The sequence below is a fragment of the Vibrio harveyi NBRC 15634 = ATCC 14126 = KCTC 12724 genome, assembly GCF_001591145.1.
GTDB classification, from domain to species: Bacteria; Pseudomonadota; Gammaproteobacteria; order Enterobacterales; family Vibrionaceae; genus Vibrio; species Vibrio harveyi.
The window spans coordinates 37,633-55,138 of the sequence record NZ_BCUF01000028.1; the positions used below are offsets into that span (position 1 = coordinate 37,633).

Consider the following 17,506-nt stretch of genomic DNA (forward strand, 5'->3'; position numbering starts at 1 on the left):
TAAAACTGAAATATTAGCGTCATAATCAACACCTAGTATGGGCTGAAAATCACGTTTTTGTCTCACTTATGTGACGAAAAAGCGGACACGTTGATTCAAACTCAGGAAAGAACATCCATTGATTATGACAAAGCGCAAACGTTTACGCCTTTCTTTTTCACTGATTCAAACTATCAGTGCAACATTTCTAACTATCATCGCACTTGTTATAGCCCTTTCTGTCTCAAGTTTCAAAGGAGTGGAGCAGGTGGGTGACCAATTTAATGCGTTGTCTCAAAAAGCGTTACCAATGGCAATGGCAAACGCGACACTTACAAGGAATGTGTTGGAACAGGTGAAACTGCTTAATTATGGAATGCAAATAACCGATCCTAATGAACTTCCTTTGATTACATCTCAAATCGAAGAACTGGCAAGTCAAAGCGACGACCTAATCGAGCAAACGTCCGGCGTTGCTGATCATCTCTCCAGTATGCTCCAAGGAAATGTCGCAGAACTCCATCAAATCACCAACTCCATTTTATCCAAACAGTCTGCGGTGATTCAGATGCAAAGTGACATTAACTCGGCTGTTGGCGGGTTTCGTTACGGTCTTAGTTCGATTGGACCTGAGATGAACCGCATCAGTTCATTTCTTAGTAACGAAAATCCTGAATCGAGTGATGCAGCAAATCGTTTTATCGCCTCTGCAAGTTCAATGGAAAGCACTTTCTTGGTCATGATGATGCAAACTGAGCTAGGAAAAGCGGAGCGAGAATACAAGGAGATGCGCAATCGCATCGCTGGCATCAATCTCGCTTTTGATGATTTCAAAGAATGGCATCCAGAAGTTAACGAGTTTGCTAGCCTCATTGCGCCTTATGAAATGGTACAGGCGGGCTTCAAGGACGATGGTGTACTCCGTTTAATATTGGCAAAGTTGGAAAGGAGTGAGCAGCAAAAAGCTGAGTTTCAACGTGCCTCTCAGCTTTCAAATGAAACCATGTATTTACTCGATCAAGTGTCTGATGCGGCCTCCGCTTTGATCAAAGAACGTGAAACCGTGGTCCAGAAAACAATTAAAAACGTTATTTTTATGGTGGTTACTGCCGCTGGTGTTATCTCTCTGGTTATCCTCGTAACGTGGTTTGGTCTAAGAACGTGGATTAATCGAGGTCTTAGAAATATTCTGAATCGCTTGTCGGCATTAACAGAGCATGACTTTCGCGACAAAGCTCAAGAGGTAGGTCCGTTTGAACTCAAAGAAGTCGCACGCAAGCTCAATCTTGTCATCGCCTCAACGCACGACTCTATTTCTACCGTGACTCGTAATTGCGATATCTTGTACCAAACTGCAGAAATCAGCCACGGTGCTGCTGAGCAAACAAATCAAAGCTTAACCACGCAAAATGAAGCGTTAATGAGCATGGTGACGACGATCACTCAGTTAGAAGCGTCGATTCGGGAGATTGCATCGGTCACTAATGCTTCGTCTGAAGATTCGTATTTAGCGACGGAGCATACAGTGAAAGGTGTGAGTGTTGTGGAACAAAATCGCCTGCGTTTGGAATCACTAGAGAGCTCTCTCAACACAAACGAACAATCTATGATGGAACTCGATCTGCGCGTAAAACAAATTCGTGAAATGGTCGATATGATCAGTGGCATTGCTGACAACACTAACTTACTTGCGTTGAACGCAGCGATTGAAGCAGCGCGTGCAGGAGAGCAAGGAAGAGGCTTTGCGGTCGTTGCCGATGAGGTTCGTAAGCTCGCCAGTGATACCTCGCAGCAAACCACCAATATTCGTGAAATGATGAATGAGTTAGTTATCGCAGCGGATCGTTCTCGGAAGGCTGTGAATGATTCACGTGAGGAAATGTCTTCTGCGTTGCAGTCAAGTCATCAAGTGAAATCTACCTTTACTGAAATTAATGAAGCGGTTCAGCTTATCCAGCAACGTGTCGACCAAATTTCTGTTGCGACAGAAGAGCAAGAACGCGCTACTGCTGAAGTTTCTCAAGCTATCTCACATCTTTCTGAGCAAGGTGAACATACCAAACTTCAGTTGGAAGCCATGGTTGAGAGCTCGGAACAAGTCGCAGACATCGCAGGGCATCAACAAACGATGCTGCATAAATACGAACTGCTTAAAGTGAGTTGATCCAACATTAGGTAAGAGCAACCGAACTTCCTATACGACCAAAGGCAGGGTAATCGCTCTGTCTTTTTAATTTTCGACTCCAAGAGTGAGTGACCTAAATCGCAAATTGGCTCATTGTACCCAAAAAGCAAAGGTAATCTAACGCCAACCGATATACGTTGAAGTTGGTAAGCTTTTCTGTGCTAGGTCACTTGCCTTTGTACTCAGAAGAAGCAAAACAAAAATGCCAACAAAATGAGGAATGATTCTTTGGTCGATAAAGTATGTCCAGTGGTATTAAGAGACCAAAATAACGAGATTCTTCTTTTCAAACATCCTCTTGCAGGCGTTCAGTTGGTGAAAGGCACTGTTGAACCCTTCGATTACGACTTCTTAAGTGCGGCAAAAAGAGAGTTGGCAGAAGAGTCGGGGATTGAACTGGTCAATCAAACAACCTACTTAGGGGCTTGGGAGAGTGGGTTTCAAGAGCAGATTTGGCATTTCGTTTTGTGTGAATGTGAAGCGTTGTCGGAACAGTGGGTCTTCCACACTCAAGATGATGGTGGGCATGATTTTGAATTCTTTTGGCATAAGGTGACAGAAGACATTTCTTTTCGTGCGCACCCTGTTTTTCAACATGCTTTAGAGCAAGTTCGTGAGTTTATTCGTCTTGAGGCAATGAAGTGAAAGTTGGAATCGGTAATCACACGAATGGTGAGTTGTTTCAAGAACTCAAAGAACAACGTATTCAATTCAATCAGTTTGCCTTACAGCTGTTTGAAGACCAAATGATACAAACCAAACAACGTGGCCAGACATTGTCTGTATTGGTAACAACGCCTTCGGAATTAAGGGCTCCTTTTGGAGCAACGCTGGCTGAGCTTGTTGCTCATGCAGCTCTGAAAGGGCTAGAGCCTTGTCCGCTCGCCGTCGCATCATACTTGTTACTTCAAGGTATTTCGCTCACAAAAGATTAATACATAATGCTCGCTTCTTTGCCTCTTGCTCAGGAAGAGACCTATCCCAGAGGTTTATTCTACGTAAGCGGGATGATGGTGTGTGGCTAAGAGGTTATCGATGTGAGGATGCCTTTATCTTTCCGCCTTCGATGAAGTTTTTGTTCATTGACTTAAAAGCACCACAAGAGGGATAACTTTGACCTACGTTTACCATCGCGTACCAAGCAACTTGACGGGAGACCGATTGAAACCTCTTAACTGCTTGAAAGCGTCACACCCGAACTTGTATCAACAACATGTCAAGAAATACGAGTATCGCCCGCAAGCTCTAAAGCGTCGTGTTCATGGGTTGGATTGCTATTGGAATGACGTGCTTCACTTTACACCGATTCATCCGGGCAAGGTACTAGAGGGATTGAGAAAGAGCGGCCTTGAGACGACAACGCTAGGTCGTTGGTTTCGGTTTGATGTGAGGGAGCTTGGCTTTGATAAAACCAATACCGTGATTTTCTGGTCGCCCAATCAAGAATTTGGTGATTGGAAAGAATCAAAAGAGGATTTTATGCCTTACAAAGAGACCGAACTTTTACAACTCAGCGAACTTCCGAGCAAACCGCTATGCTTTTATCAGGAGCGAATTCATAAGGAAGAAGTGCCATTGTTATTCTTTCGTACCCCTCACGTACTGTTTAAAGGCTCTGTCGGTCTCAAAAATGGTCATGAAATTACAATTGTTTAGCTGACTTCTATATGCTTTGCGCATTCATTCAGATAAGGAAAGGAAACGATAATGGATAAATTCGTAGTGTTTCTCCTATGCCTTTGCCTGACAGTAGGTGGCGTTATTCACCTTTACGACAATATTGTCGATGGCTTTTTGCCTTACGATTTTGCCCCAGGCTGGTTAAACATGTATTGGAGTGCTTTGGGTCTCCTAGATTTGCTTGCCGTGTATTTGTTGATCAAGCATCGACGGACCGGGCTGGTTTTAGTTCTATTGATTATGTTAAGCAGCGTAGGCTTTAACTCGTATGCACACTATGGATTGGGTATCTTCGAGAGTAGTGGACAACTGCAATGGCAAACGTTGCTATTAGGATTTTCTATTGGGGTATCAATTTGGTTGTGGAATTCGCAAAAGAATCGTCACTCTCGTCAGATATTCCGTTAACTTTTTGACATTACGTATTTTTCAACAGGGAAGTGTTATGGATAACTTTAAGGAGCTGGCGAGCTTCGGTATTTTTGCTGCGCTATCAGGCTTTAGCTTTGGTGCCATCTTTTTTGGTATTGCATTTGTATACGCAGCCATAAATAAACAACAAGACGTGAGTGTGCTCGCCATCTCATCGATTGTTTTGGGGATTATCGGCTTGTTTGTTGGCGTCACTCAATCAAACAAGAAACGTAATTTGATTAAAGCCTAAAGATTTCTATTCAATCCTAAATACACTGGGGTGAGTAGCGGTTGCATGTTCGTGATACATATCATCGAGGTAGGTCAGCAACTCATCTTCTTCTAGAAATGGCGGCACTACCAAATCTCTGATTGGGCGCTTTATCGATGTTTCTGAATCGATATAAAGCGTCCAAATCCCATCTTTGCATTCCGCAAGCACGACTTTTCCAAACACATTCACTTTCATTGAGCGGCTCATGAGGAAGACTTTTCTTTGTAACGAAATGGCTGGGTAATCAGTTTATCTAATCTTTGCTCGTCTTTGTCGCGAATCTCTGGAACACCAATCACAACATCATCATGTCCTAACTCCGGTTGAGCTCGATATGTGCCAAACAAGCGATCCCAGATAGACAAGAAGAAGCCAAAGTTTGAATGTGTCTCGCGCACGATGACGGAGTGGTGAACGCGATGCATGTCTGGTGTCACAACCAACTTACGTAACGTCGCGTCCCAAGGCAGTGGCAGCTTTGCATTGCTATGGTTAAACATGGCGCTGGCATTCAATACGATTTCAAACACAACGATGCCAATAGGAGAGACGCCTAAAGTAAACACAGCGGCGATTTTTACCACCATAGAGAGAATGATTTCTATCGGGTGGAATCGTGTCCCGGTTGTGACATCGATATCCAAGTCAGCATGATGCATGCGGTGAAGCTTCCATAGCGGTTTAACTCGATTGAAGACTAAATGCTGCAGGTAGATGATGAGATCGAGTAGCACAACGGTTATCAGCACATTTAACCAAGTCGGGAAGGCAAGAGCATTGAGTAGGCCCCAATGGTTTTCATAAGCGATGATGGCCGCTTGAAAGGCTGCAATCGGCATAACTATGGCAATAACGACACTATTTAGTGCGACCAATGTGAGGTTGTTAAACCAGCGAAATGAACGGTCGACAGTCAGCTGCTTTCTCGGTCGCTTGTTTTCCCACAAGGTGCACAGCAACAAAACACCAATGAAGATGCTGAGTCGTAGCCAAGAAGGGTCGTTAAATGCAGTTTCGGGCACACTAATTTCCTTGTTTGATTCGCTTATTTGTTAAGACCTTAACACTCCACCGTATCTTTCAACGAGAAGAAAGGAATGTGAATGTCCGTCCGTTTATCAACATTTCTTGAGACTAACCCTCTATGCAAGTAGAATCGCGCTCTACTTTATGAAGACCCTAACAACTGGCACTTTCTATCCATGAGAATCCACGCTTTCCATCGTTTATACCAGCACCGTCAATCTATCTCAACGAAGCCGTTTAACGCTCGCGGTTGTAAAGTGGTTCGCTGTCCTTATTGTCAGGTTTCTGAACAATATTGTTTGTGCGAGATTCAGCCGAACATTGAATCCAATATTGCCTGTATGCTGATCGTATCGGAAAACGAAGTGTTTAAGCCAAGTAATACTGGGCGTCTTATTGCTGATACGATTCAAGAGACCTACGTGTATCAATGGAATCGTACCGAACCTTCTGAAGAGATGTTGGCATTGCTAGAGAACGATGCTTATCAACCTGTGGTTGTCTTCCCAGCAGATTACGTGGATGAGCCTGAACGTTTGTTGGACGGTTTAAATCCAGAGCGTTTGAAGATATCCGATGGCTCGGATAAAAAGTGGCTAATGATCTTCATTGATGGTAGTTGGCGTGAGGCACGTAAGATCTTCCGCCGTTCAGAGTTTCTTAAATCTTTACCTGTGCTTTCTATTGAGCCGGAATCACTGTCTGAATACATTATGCGTCGCTCGGATAACGAGCAACACTTATCAACGGCAGAAGTGGCGACGTTAGTATTCAAACAGGCAGGTGAAGAGCAAGCTTCGGAGTGTCTGCAATTGTGGTTTGAAGCCTTCCGTGAAACCTACATGCTGACGAAAACTCGAGTAAAAACCGACTGGTCTCGCCCGCATCTGAAACGTTTCAAAGAGTGGGCTAAAATCGAGAGCTAACTCTAAGGAATGAACTTTTGTTGATGGCTTGTTGTTCAACTGGCTTCAACGAGGGGATAAATCTGCATTCCGTCACGGTTTGCAGGCGTACAGATATGGATAATGCCTAAAGTTTATCTTTTTGACTCCAGCATATTTTGGGAGTCGTTTGAGCATTTTAGGAGAGAATTGCATGTATTACGGCTTTGATGTCGGTGGCACTAAAATCGAGTTTGGTGCGTTTAACGAAAAACTTGAGCGTGTAGCAACTGAACGTGTACCAACACCAACAGACAACTACGATTTGCTGGTAGAAACCATCGCAGGTCTGGTTAACAAATACGATGCGGAATTTGGTTGTGAAGGCACGATTGGTCTTGGTCTTCCTGGCATGGAAGATGCGGATGACGCAACTGTACTAACGGTTAACGTACCTGCCGCAAAAGGCAAACCACTTCGTGCGGATCTGGAAGCTAAAATCGGTCGCAGCGTAAAAATCGAAAACGATGCAAACTGTTTCGCGCTTTCTGAAGCATGGGATGAAGACCTTCAAGACGAACCATCTGTACTAGGTTTGATCCTTGGTACGGGTTTTGGCGGTGGCTTTATCTACGAAGGTAAAGTGTTCTCTGGTCGTAACCACGTTGCGGGTGAGGTAGGTCATACACGTCTTCCTATCGACGCTTGGTTCCACCTAGGCGAAAACGCGCCTTTACTAGGTTGTGGTTGCGAAAAGAAAGGTTGTCTAGATAGCTACCTGTCTGGTCGTGGTTTCGAGCTTCTTTACGCGCATTACTATGGCGAAGAGAAGAAAGCGATCGATATCATTAAGTCACACGCAGAAGGTGAAGCAAAAGCGGTTGAGCACGTTGAGCGTTTTATGGAGCTTCTCGCAATCTGCTTTGCGAACCTGTTTACTGCGACTGACCCACACGTTGTTGTACTAGGTGGAGGTCTATCTAACTTCGAACTGATTTACGAAGAGATGCCAAAACGTATTCCTAAGTACCTGCTTTCTGTCGCGAAATGTCCAAAGATCATCAAAGCAAAACATGGTGATTCAGGTGGCGTACGTGGTGCTGCGTTCCTAAACATCAAATAATCGTCTGAGTTTTCGGTAAGCGAAAATACATAAGACCTATATTGAAAGCCTCGTTTTCCTTTAAGGTGAAACGGGGCTTTTTACTTATAGAGTACGAACAAAAAGAATAGGTATAAAAAAACTCGCGACGAATCGCGAGTTTTTGTTTTGATCTGTGTAGCTTGGCTTATTTGTTCTTTTTGCCTACACCCAAGTTTTCTTTTTGAGCTAGGGTGATTTTGCTAAAGCCTAATTTTCTGAAGTAGTTATCACGGTAGTTGCGCACCGCTTTAGTATCAGATACTGCTTCGATTTGTTGCTCCATCTTTAGGAACTCAGTGATATCGATACCTTCTGCTTCTGCAACCGCTTCTTGAATATTGCGGTGTTGCTGGTATGAGAACGTCAGTTCTTTGTCTTGGTCTTTGTAAGTGTAAAGAATGGTGCGAGCCATAGCTGTCTCTCTGAAAAGTTTTTCTGTCATCAATAAAAAGGTCAGACGTGCTGACCTTCTCATTTTTAGTTGGGCTAGATTCTGCCTTGAAGTGGGATAATTGTCACGCTTTCTCCCGTTTTTACTGTATCAACAGCAGGGGAGATTTCGATCAGGCAGTTTGCCTCGCTCATTGAGCGCAAGATACCAGAGCCTTGTTTACCCGTTGTGCGGACCGTTAGACGACCTGTTTCGTCGAGTTCGTAGATACCGCGACTAAACTCGGTACGACCTTGGCGAGAACGGAGGTTTTCTGTGGCAATGGCACTGACTTTGAGTGGCTTCCAGCCTTGTTCACCTTGCATCTTACGCAGCGCAGGCTCAACAAAGTTGATGAATGAAACCATCACGGCAACAGGGTTACCCGGCAAACCAAAGAAAGGTTTATCGTTGATTTGACCGAACGCAAGCGGACGACCAGGACGCATGTTGATACGCCAGAAATCAATTTGCCCCAGTTTGTCCAACGCCAGCTTAATGTAATCGGCATCGCCAACGGATACGCCGCCAGAAGTCATCACTACGTCGGCTTGCGCAGAAGCATTTTCGAGCGCTTCAATCATTAATTGCTCGTTATCTTCTAGAATACCGAAATCCAAAATTTCACAGCCAAGTTTCTCTAACATGCCCATGATAGTGAAACGGTTTGAATCGTAGATTGAATTCGCTTTCTGATCTGTACCTGGCGCTTGCACTTCGTCACCGGTAGAGAACACAGCAACTTTCGACTTGCGGAACACATTGGCTTCACCAAAGCCAAGAGAAGCAATCATGCCCATCTCAGGGGAGGCTAGGCGAGTGCCTGCGGTAAACACATCGCTACCAATTGCTAAGTCTTCACCCGCTTGGCGAACGTTTTGACCGGTTTTGATGCTTGCACCATTGAACGTGACTGTATCGCCATCCTGTGTTGCCTGTTCACGCATAACAACGGTATCACCATTGATAGGTGTTGGGGCGCCCGTCATGATCTTAACCGCTTGACCAACTTCCAAAGGCTGATCGTAAGCGTGACCCGCCATCACTTCAGCAACCACTTGGTAGCTTTCACGCTCAACGTCATCACCGCGAATCGCGTAACCGTCCATCGCTGAGTTGGTGTATTGCGGAACATTCACTGGTGACACCACGTGATCTGCAAGCACACGGCCGTATGCATCTTCAATCTTGCATGCTTCGGTTTCAGCAACCGTGTTCACCAAAGAAAGGATCTTTTCTTGTCCTTGAACCACAGAAAGGAAAGCTGGAGAAAGGGTATCGCAGCAAGCGGCTTCTTTCTCTTTACTCTTTGGTGCTTTCGCTTCTTGAACATACTGAATAACGAACTGGGCAATTGCTTCAAGATCGTTGATGTTCATTTGTGGCAGTTCAGAGTCCAATTCGCCGCTGTCTGAAGCAATCGCGATGATGTTTTCATCGTTTGGATAAAGCCAAGGCTTACCGACTTCTTCACGGTGCAATTCGATCTTAGGAAAGGCAATGTTTTTGCAGCCTTCCACTAAAACCACGTCTAATCTGTCTTCGTCGAATCGCGTCAGAAGGTAATCAAACTCCGATTCTGACTCTGGTGTTTCTGTCATCAGTGCGAAGCGGTTACGAGAAGAGATCAGCATTTGCGATGCGCCTGCTTTACGTAGGCGGTGGCTGTCTTTGCCCGGTTGGTCGACATCGAAGTTATGGTGTGCGTGCTTTAGCATACCGATGCGTAAACCCGCGTCGGTCAACTTTGGTAACAATGCTTCAAGTAGCGTAGTTTTGCCCGTGCCAGAGTAAGCAGCAAAACCAAGAATAGGGATGTTTAGCGTGTGTTTCATGATTCGAGTTGTCCAAATTGCGCCAGTTCTTCAGGCGTATTTAAGTTGACGAAACAGTTTGGTGAGTCGCTAAAGTCAACGTAACTGGTGTTGCACTCTTTGTAGAGTAGGATGATCTTACGATCGCCACGCTCTAAAAACGCGGTCAGCTTTGGCAGTACGCGCTTGTGGTAAAGCGTGAAGACAGGCTGCTGGTGGTCGCCATCATGAGCAACCAAAATATCGGTGTCTTCTTTTACTGCATTGCAAAAACGTTCAACAAGATCAGTGTTGATTTGTGGGCTGTCGCAAGGGACGAAGCCAACCCAATCGGTTTCTGCATGAACCAAGCCCGCGTGGATACCGCCCATCGGACCTGGGAAATCTTTAAATTGATCGCTGAAGACGAAACCAAACGCACGGTAGGCGTCTTGGTTTCGGTTCGCATTGATTAGAATGCGCGGTGTTTGCGGAGATAAACGTTCGATAACGTGTTCGATGAGTGGCTTCTGATTCAGTTCGATCAGACCTTTGTCTTTTCCACCCATACGGCTGGCTTGACCACCAGCCAAAATGACCCAACTAGTTTGTGTTGGCTGAAGCATATGCGTTCTCTTGGGATGTTTCTTTTGGTATGACATACAAGAGTGGAGACTCTATCAAAGTCTTGTCTTTAATCCACCACTGTTTTTTACATAAATCCGTCAACGCGTTCGCTTGGTGGCTAGTCACAACAATACTAGAGCCACGATCAAGCAGATCTTTTGCCATGATAACCAGACGTTCAATCGACTCTTGGTCGAGAGAGGCACTTGGTTCGTCCATCAACAAAATCGATGGTTTTAAAATCCAAGCTCGTGCCATTGCTACGCGTTGCTTTTCACCGCCGGACAATACAGAGATGTGTTCGTCGGCTAAGGTTTCTAACCCTACCATGCGCAGCGCACTAATAACTTGAGCTCGCTTATCTTTTGCCGTGTCTTGTTGATATTTAACTCCATAAACGACGTTTTCATACACAGTGCCGTCAAAAAGGTAAGGAGACTGATGGAGATAAATCACGTCAACACGACCATTGCGACGCGTCCACTTCTTCAACCAAGTATCTTTCGGTGCCACCACTTTACCCGTTGAAGGCTTGAGCAAACCTGCAAGGATCTTAAGTAAGGTGGTTTTACCAACGCCATTGTCACCTTTTAGGTAAATCGCGTCGTTTGGACCAATGGCTAATTCAGGGATGTGGAAAAGCACACGCTCTTTAAAGCGCATGGACAATTGCTCGGCGGTAATTTTTATAGTCATAATTCACCCTTACATTGGGTCGATGGCGAGTCGATTGCTTGCTTCATGTTCTTAGATAGCCTTTGCCTCTCATGCTCGATAAGAGGAAGTTGAGCGCTAACGCTAACGATAGTAATACAATTCCTAATGCAACTCCTTGCGCAAAAGCACCTTTACTACTTTCCATTGCAATGGCAGTCGGAATATTACGGGTTACGCCCATAATGTTGCCACCAACCATCATTGAACAACCTACCTCTGTGACGATTCGTGAGAATCCCGCAATGATAGCCGCCAATAAAGGAAAACGTGTCTCCCAGATCATAGTAGCAGCGATACGAGGTATTGACGCTCCTAACGTAATTGCCGTTTCAACCGCGCGACGGTCACTCGATTGAAGCGCACCGTGCATCATAGAAACCAGAACCGGAAAACAGACGATCATTTGTCCTAAGATCATGGCTTTTTGCGTAAACAGCATTTGCCAATCACCTAAAGGACCCGCTCTCGATAGCAGCATGTAGAGCAGCAAACCGATTACGACCGTTGGCACCGCCTGTAAGGTGTTCACAATGGACAGCAAGAACCACTTACCACGAAAGTCGGTGTAGGCGAGGACAAAGGACATCAAAATAGACGGCAATACCACCAAAGATATTGCCGTAATAGAAACACTAAAGGAGACCGCAACGATCTCCCATAGGTCTGCATCAAAATTCACCAGTAAGCGCAAGGCTTCTAGTGTTGTATCAGCAAGATTCATATTGCGTTATTTGGTCTCAGCATTCGCAACGAACAATTGTTTACCATTCAGACGGAAGCTGTTGATCAGCTCTTGACCGTGCGGATTTACTAACCAGTCACTGAACGCCTTCGCACCTTGGTAGTTGATGGTTGGGTAACGCTCTGGGTTAACCAAAATCACTTGGTATGGGTTAAACAGTTTTTCGTCGCCTTGGAATAGAATCGCAAGATCCAATTTGTTTTGGTAAGCCAACCATGTACCACGGTCAGTCATGGTGTAGCCTTGCATCTCTGAAGCCATATTCAGAGTAGGACCCATACCTTGGCCTACGCTGCGGTAGCCACCAAAGTTTGGTTCCATCTTAGTTTGCGCCCAAATGCCCAATTCTTTTTTGTGTGTACCGGAATCATCGCCACGAGAGATGAAAGTTGCATCTTTGTTTGCGATCTCTTTGAATACGTCGAGTACGGATGCATCATCTTTCACTTGTGCTGGGTCAGACTTAGGACCAACGATAACGAAGTCGTTGTACATCAGTTTACGTGGAAGGACGCCGTAGCCATTCTCAACAAACACACCTTCTGCTTTAGGAGCGTGTGTCATTACCAAATCAACGTCGCCGTTTTCACCCATCTTCAGCGCTTTACCAGTGCCCGCCGCGATGATATCCACTTTGTAGCCAGTGTCTTTTTCAAATTGAGGAAGTAGGTAGTCCAGTAAGCCAGAGTGGTAAGTACTTGTTGTTGTTGCCAGGCGAATGTGTTCGCCATCTTGAGCTGAAAAAGCAGAGTAGCTTACAAGAGTGATTGACGTTGCAGCTAGAGTCAGCGCAATTTTTTTCATTTTAGTTGTTTCCTTTCCAATGATTCTTTGGCTTCTAAAGTCTTGGGTTACTAAAGAAGTCGCCAGAGCGTCATAGCGCGCTCATATCACAAGTCACCTTAGGGTGAGGGAGCGAGAAGCGATGATTACGCGTTGATGTCTCCCGCATCCTGAGACCACTTGGACACTCCATATAGCAAACAAGATGCCAACATTTTACAAGCTCAAAATGTTTGATTTATGCGCTAATTCATGGACTTATTTGCATAAAAATTTGCGTTGGTACAAAATGTCGCACTTTTTGTAGGGTATCTCTGTTTAAACTTGGTACACTCTGTCCCATTCAAATCCAACTGGGGTAAATATGTCTACTCAATCCCATATTAGTACAAACCAACAATACAACGCTTTTTCAGTACTGGTCGTTGATGACGAACTCGGTATGCAAGCCATCCTTAAAAAGGCTCTGGGCAAGCTGTTTTCTCAAGTCGATACAGCGGGCAGCATTGAAGAAGCGGAAGAGCTACGTAACTCACGCCACTACGATTTGATTCTGTTAGATATCAACTTGCCGGGGCGTTCAGGGATTGAATGGGAAGAGGCGTTTGAAGATGACGACAAACGCGCGGATGTCATCTTTATGACAGGCTACGCGGATTTGGAAATTGCGATTCGAGCCCTACAGCTTGGTGCATCGGACTTTATCCTCAAGCCGTTTAACCTAGAACAGATGCTGAAAGCGGTCAGTCGTTGTATGGATCGTCGTTTGAACGAACGCATGCAATACGCGATGAAGCGTGACTATCAGCGTCACAACACCTCAGAGATTATTGGCGGTTCGGAAAAAACTCGCCAGCTCAAACAACTGATCACTCAATTTGCGCCGTCTCGCGCATCTGTCCTAGTGGAAGGTGAGTCGGGCACCGGTAAAGAGTTGGTAGCGAGAGGCATTCACCAAGCAAGCGGTCGAACAGGTCCATTCGTCCCACTTAACTGTGGCGCGATTGCACCAGAGCTTTTAGAGAGTGAGTTATTCGGTCATACCTCAGGGGCTTTTACTGGCGCTAAGAAATCTCGCGAAGGTCTTTTCCGCGTAGCCAATGGTGGCACATTGTTCCTTGACGAAATCGGTGAGATGCCTTTGTCCATGCAAGCGTCACTGCTACGCGTGTTAGAGCAGCGCACCATTCGTCCGGTTGGTTCTGAGCGTGAAATTAGCATTGATGTTCGTATTGTCGCAGCGACCAACCGCAACCTGCAAGAAGAGGTCAACAAAGGTAATTTCCGTAGCGACCTCTACTACCGTTTGAACGTGCTGAAGATTGAAGTTGCCCCTCTACGTGAGCGTAAAACAGACTTGTTTGAACTGGTTCCATATTTTAGCAATATGCTGACCAGTGAGCTGGGTATGCAAGCACCGAAGTGGGCGCATGAAGATATGGAAGCGATGAGCGAATACGAATGGCCAGGTAACATTCGCGAACTTAAAAACCTCATCGAGCGTTGTATTTTGTTAGGTAAACCGCCTGCGCATCACTGGCGTGAACTCAATGGCGGTCATGCTTTACCTAATGTCTCCATTACCGTGTCACACAGTGAAGAATTGCCAACCTTCAAAGAAGGCAAAGAGTTCTCTGGTGAAGGCTATCCAAACACTTGGACACTAAAAGAAGTGGAAAAAGCGCATATCCAACAATTGGTTAATTTGCACGAAGGCAACAAGTCGGCGGCGGCTCGAGATTTAGGAGTGGCACGAAAAACGCTAGAGCGCAAATACAAAGAGTGGGATTCTGAGGACGAGGATTATGCCGAGTAGTAGTTGGCAGCAACACAAAGGATTGTCTAAATGGACGTACCGATTCAAAACCATGGTGCGTTATCGACTGTTGATTTTGACATCTGCGCCAATCTTTCTAACGCTGATAGCCCTTATCGGCATTACGATCTATTGGTCGATTCACTATACGTGGCAAAACGCGTTGTTAGACGTATCGGAGCGTTTGGGTGTCGCTAATAACAGCATTACGCTGCTGCAACAAAAGCAGGCGAACTACGTCAAATCGTTCGCGGACTCTTATGACTTCCGTACCAGAGTGAACCAAAATGTCCCACAAGCAGAGTTGCAAAAGTGGGTGACGGCGCAGAAGAAACGTTACGGTTTGGACTTTTTGTCCTTCCAACGTGTTAATTCGATGGAAAACAAATTCCGCTTTATGGATTTAACTAAGCGCGAATCTTTCTTTGATGTTCTCGACAGAAAGGAACTGGAAAAGCTAGACCCTGAACTCGCCAAACGTGCTGAAGTACCGATTCTAAAGAATGGTGGTGTGGAAGCACGTGGCTTGGTGAGCCGAACTGTGATCCCAGTTTACAGCCAACAGAACGACTTAATTGGTTTCTTAGATGGCGGTTTGCTGCTTAACAACAGCACGGTATTGGTCGATCAAATTCGTGATCTTATCTATTTGAGTGATAACGACACCCTCCGTCCCGTGGGGACTCTGACGGTATTTTTGGATGATCTTCGCGTCAGCACCAACGTTCCCTTAGACAGTGACCAACGTTTAGGTCGCGCTATCGGTACGCGGGTGAGTTCAGAGGTATACAACAAGGTATTGGCGGAAGGTGAGCAATGGGTCGATCGCGCGTTTGTTTACGATGCTTGGTATATCACCGCTTATCAACCAATCAAAGACCAGTACGACAATGTCATTGGTATGCTCTACACCGGTTACTTGATGTGGCCATTCGTCAAAGCGTATATGACAAATATCGTTGAGATCAGCTTGATTACCTTAATGTTGCTCTTGGTTTCTGGCGTGATGGTGTATCGTGGCTCTCGTGATCTATTCCGTCCAATCGAGCGCATCTACAAAGTCGTGAAGCTTGTCCAGTTGGGTAAAGAAAAGCGTATTGGTCCATTAGGGCTGGATGAACACCACGAGCTCGCTCAGTTAGCGCGTCAGTTCGATAACATGCTTGATGCTTTGGAAGATCGTAAAGTCGAGCTGAAGAACTCCGCCATGGAGCTGGAAGGTAAAGTTCAACAACGCACGGCGAGTTTGAAAGACAAAACTGAAGAGCTTGAACTTCATATTCAACTGCTTAACCAAACCCGTGACAAGCTCGTCGTCAACGAAAAGCTTGCCGCACTAGGTGAGTTGACTGCTGGGATCGCCCACGAGATTAACAATCCAACAGCAGTGATTCTGGGTAACGTTGAATTGATTCAGTTTGAGCTAGGTGAAGAGGCAAGCCGCGTTCAGGAAGAGATTGATGCGATTCACGCTCAAATTGACCGTATTCGTAATATCACGCGCAGCTTACTGCAATACAGCCGTCAGGGCGGTGTACAAGACGAAATTACGTGGCAGCACGTGAATCCAATTATCGATGAGAGTATTACGCTGGTTAAAACCGGCACTAAAAAGCGCGACATCGATTTTGTCACCGATTTACAAGCCCATACCTCGGTCGAGATCAACCGCCACCACTTGCTGCAGATTCTGGTGAACTTGCAGATGAATGGCATTCACGCGATGGACGGCAAAGGCAAGCTAACCGTCGTGAGTGAAGATTGGATTGAAGATGGCGAACTGAAAGGCGCAGCCATTCATGTCACCGACGAAGGTTGTGGTATTAAGCCAGAAAACTTGAGTCGTATTTTCTCGCCATTCTATACCACTAAACGCGACGGTACTGGGCTAGGGCTTTCTGTTTCGCAAAGTATTCTTAGTCAAACAGGCGGCGAGCTAAAAGCCGAATCGGAATGGGGTAAAGGCAGTACGTTCAGTATCTACCTGCCAAAGAAAGCCGAACTATTGCTTGAGGTAACGAATATCGCTTAACCGGCGATTCCAATTCGCCAACGCGCAAAGAAAAGGGTCAGTGTAATCACTGACCCTTTTTGTATCTGTCCTCCCCTAAACGCGAGAGGAATACGCAGAATTAACCCGTATGCACTGCAATCTTCGGTGGATTTATGCCGTGCTTCTTGAACTCTTTCATTACACGCAGAGTAATGTCGGTTTCAAACAATTTCTCGTAGGCGGTATCTACCACATAAGCCTTACACGTTAGCTGAATTGCCAAGTAGTTATCCGTAATGGTCTGCTTGACGAGAACCGTTACCGGCTTAGGTAGGTGGATATAACGGCTTGAAGACGCCGCTTCCTGAATCAAGTCACGCGCTAACGTAATGTCTTCATTCATGCCGACATAAAACGGAATCACTACCTGCATATCCAGCGCACCATAGTTACCGCTGACGACCACTTCACTTAAAAACTTGTTGTTTGGAATCGTAATGATGTCATCGGTTAGGGTACGCATACGCACAGAGCGCAAACCAATCGCAATGATATCGCCGTAGTTACCTTCGAACGTGACACGGTCACCAACTTGAAACGGGCGGTCAACCATAACCGTCATACCCGCGATGAAGGATGCGGCTAGGTCTTTCAAGGCGAAACCAACTGAAACCGCTAACGTACCACCAATCAACGCAAGGATTTGATCGTTAATACGGAAGCTCATCATAAACACGACAGAACCAGCGGTTAAGTAGATAAAGAACTGTAAGAAAGACTGAAGCTTCTGCAGCACCATTCGGTATTGCACGAACTGGCTACCAATACTTTCTACCATCGAGTTCATGAACTTAAGCAATAGCCACGTTGAGGCAATCACAATAATGGAGAAGAACACGCCGCTCCAACGAATTAGGCTAGCGATTTGCGAGATATTATCCACACTCGCGATCTCTTCAGTCGCCAATGCAGAGGTGCTTAATAGCGATAACGCTAATACGGTGAGTAGTTTTTTCATC

General features: G+C 45.6%; 18 protein-coding genes and 1 pseudogene. 10 read left to right on the plus strand and 9 right to left on the minus strand.

Annotated features, from left to right (window positions below):
- The first annotated feature begins 124 nt into the window (after positions 1-124).
- The 6 genes and pseudogenes from VHA02S_RS15215 to VHA02S_RS15240 all read left to right on the plus strand — a co-directional run bounded on the left by VHA02S_RS15215 (position 125) and on the right by VHA02S_RS15240 (position 4,508).
- Positions 125-2,143 carry a methyl-accepting chemotaxis protein gene (locus VHA02S_RS15215; RefSeq protein WP_038898079.1) on the plus strand — a complete coding sequence of 673 codons (2,019 nt, stop codon included), beginning with the start codon at positions 125-127 and terminating at the stop codon, positions 2,141-2,143.
- Between the two features lie 249 nt (positions 2,144-2,392).
- Entirely contained in the window at positions 2,393-2,809 is a 417-nt protein-coding gene (locus VHA02S_RS15220; protein ID WP_038898078.1) for an NUDIX hydrolase, read from the plus strand.
- Positions 2,806-3,275, plus strand: a pseudogene (locus VHA02S_RS26515) (hypothetical protein). The gene VHA02S_RS15220 and the pseudogene VHA02S_RS26515 overlap by 4 nt, the downstream one beginning before the upstream one ends.
- A 2-nt stretch (positions 3,276-3,277) precedes the next feature.
- Entirely contained in the window at positions 3,278-3,820 is a 543-nt protein-coding gene (locus VHA02S_RS15230; RefSeq protein ID WP_038898077.1) for a hypothetical protein, read from the plus strand.
- A 51-nt stretch (positions 3,821-3,871) separates the two neighbouring features.
- Positions 3,872-4,252, plus strand: a complete 381-nt coding sequence (locus VHA02S_RS15235; RefSeq protein WP_005445835.1) for a hypothetical protein — start codon at positions 3,872-3,874, stop codon at positions 4,250-4,252.
- Between the two features lie 37 nt (positions 4,253-4,289).
- Entirely contained in the window at positions 4,290-4,508 is a 219-nt protein-coding gene (locus VHA02S_RS15240) for a hypothetical protein (RefSeq protein ID WP_009699322.1), read from the plus strand.
- A gap of 6 nt (positions 4,509-4,514) precedes the next feature.
- Here VHA02S_RS15240 and VHA02S_RS15245 read toward each other — a convergent pair whose 3' ends face one another.
- Positions 4,515-4,739, minus strand: coding sequence for a DUF7661 family protein (locus VHA02S_RS15245; RefSeq protein ID WP_050567800.1), 225 nt, complete (start codon positions 4,737-4,739; stop codon positions 4,515-4,517).
- Positions 4,736-5,554: a sterol desaturase family protein gene (locus tag VHA02S_RS15250; protein ID WP_038898076.1), complete on the minus strand. Its 819-nt coding sequence runs from the start codon at positions 5,552-5,554 to the stop codon at positions 4,736-4,738. The genes VHA02S_RS15245 and VHA02S_RS15250 overlap by 4 nt, the downstream gene beginning before the upstream one ends.
- A gap of 180 nt (positions 5,555-5,734) precedes the next feature.
- Here VHA02S_RS15250 and VHA02S_RS15255 point away from each other — a divergent pair, with 180 nt between their 5' ends.
- Positions 5,735-6,484: a tRNA-uridine aminocarboxypropyltransferase gene (locus tag VHA02S_RS15255; protein WP_017190151.1), complete on the plus strand. Its 750-nt coding sequence runs from the start codon at positions 5,735-5,737 to the stop codon at positions 6,482-6,484.
- Positions 6,485-6,656: 172 nt separating this feature from the next.
- Positions 6,657-7,565 carry an N-acetylglucosamine kinase gene (gene nagK, locus VHA02S_RS15260; RefSeq protein ID WP_005445828.1) on the plus strand — a complete coding sequence of 303 codons (909 nt, stop codon included), beginning with the start codon at positions 6,657-6,659 and terminating at the stop codon, positions 7,563-7,565.
- A 166-nt stretch (positions 7,566-7,731) separates the two neighbouring features.
- On the opposite strand, the gene VHA02S_RS15265 is transcribed toward nagK, so the two are convergent.
- The 6 genes from VHA02S_RS15265 to VHA02S_RS15290 form a co-directional block, all read right to left on the minus strand.
- The gene (locus VHA02S_RS15265; protein WP_005377584.1) at positions 7,732-7,998 is read right to left on the minus strand and encodes a DUF2960 domain-containing protein; all 267 of its coding nucleotides are present in this window, start codon (positions 7,996-7,998) and stop codon (positions 7,732-7,734) included.
- A gap of 74 nt (positions 7,999-8,072) precedes the next feature.
- Positions 8,073-9,851: a bifunctional molybdopterin-guanine dinucleotide biosynthesis adaptor protein MobB/molybdopterin molybdotransferase MoeA gene (locus tag VHA02S_RS15270; RefSeq protein WP_038898075.1), complete on the minus strand. Its 1,779-nt coding sequence runs from the start codon at positions 9,849-9,851 to the stop codon at positions 8,073-8,075.
- Entirely contained in the window at positions 9,848-10,435 is a 588-nt protein-coding gene (mobA, locus tag VHA02S_RS15275; protein ID WP_005441549.1) for a molybdenum cofactor guanylyltransferase MobA, read from the minus strand. The genes VHA02S_RS15270 and mobA overlap by 4 nt, the downstream gene beginning before the upstream one ends.
- Positions 10,413-11,132 carry an energy-coupling factor ABC transporter ATP-binding protein gene (locus VHA02S_RS15280; protein WP_005445824.1) on the minus strand — a complete coding sequence of 240 codons (720 nt, stop codon included), beginning with the start codon at positions 11,130-11,132 and terminating at the stop codon, positions 10,413-10,415. The genes mobA and VHA02S_RS15280 overlap by 23 nt, the downstream gene beginning before the upstream one ends.
- A 43-nt stretch (positions 11,133-11,175) precedes the next feature.
- Entirely contained in the window at positions 11,176-11,874 is a 699-nt protein-coding gene (locus VHA02S_RS15285) for an ABC transporter permease (protein ID WP_005445822.1), read from the minus strand.
- A 6-nt stretch (positions 11,875-11,880) separates the two neighbouring features.
- Positions 11,881-12,699 (minus strand): ABC transporter substrate-binding protein, encoded by an 819-nt coding sequence (locus VHA02S_RS15290; protein ID WP_005445821.1) that lies wholly within the window; start codon positions 12,697-12,699, stop codon positions 11,881-11,883.
- A 343-nt stretch (positions 12,700-13,042) separates the two neighbouring features.
- Between VHA02S_RS15290 and VHA02S_RS15295 the strand changes: the two genes are divergently transcribed.
- Positions 13,043-14,494, plus strand: coding sequence for a sigma-54-dependent transcriptional regulator (locus VHA02S_RS15295; protein ID WP_005445819.1), 1,452 nt, complete (start codon positions 13,043-13,045; stop codon positions 14,492-14,494).
- Entirely contained in the window at positions 14,484-16,526 is a 2,043-nt protein-coding gene (locus tag VHA02S_RS15300) for a sensor histidine kinase (RefSeq protein ID WP_027726806.1), read from the plus strand. Before VHA02S_RS15295 ends, VHA02S_RS15300 begins: the two co-directional genes overlap by 11 nt.
- Before the next feature lie 100 nt (positions 16,527-16,626).
- Here the strand turns inward: VHA02S_RS15300 and VHA02S_RS15305 are convergent, their stop codons facing one another.
- A complete protein-coding gene (locus VHA02S_RS15305; RefSeq protein ID WP_005427576.1) occupies positions 16,627-17,505 on the minus strand; it encodes a mechanosensitive ion channel family protein in 879 nt (292 codons plus the stop codon).
- Position 17,506: the final 1 nt, after the last annotated feature.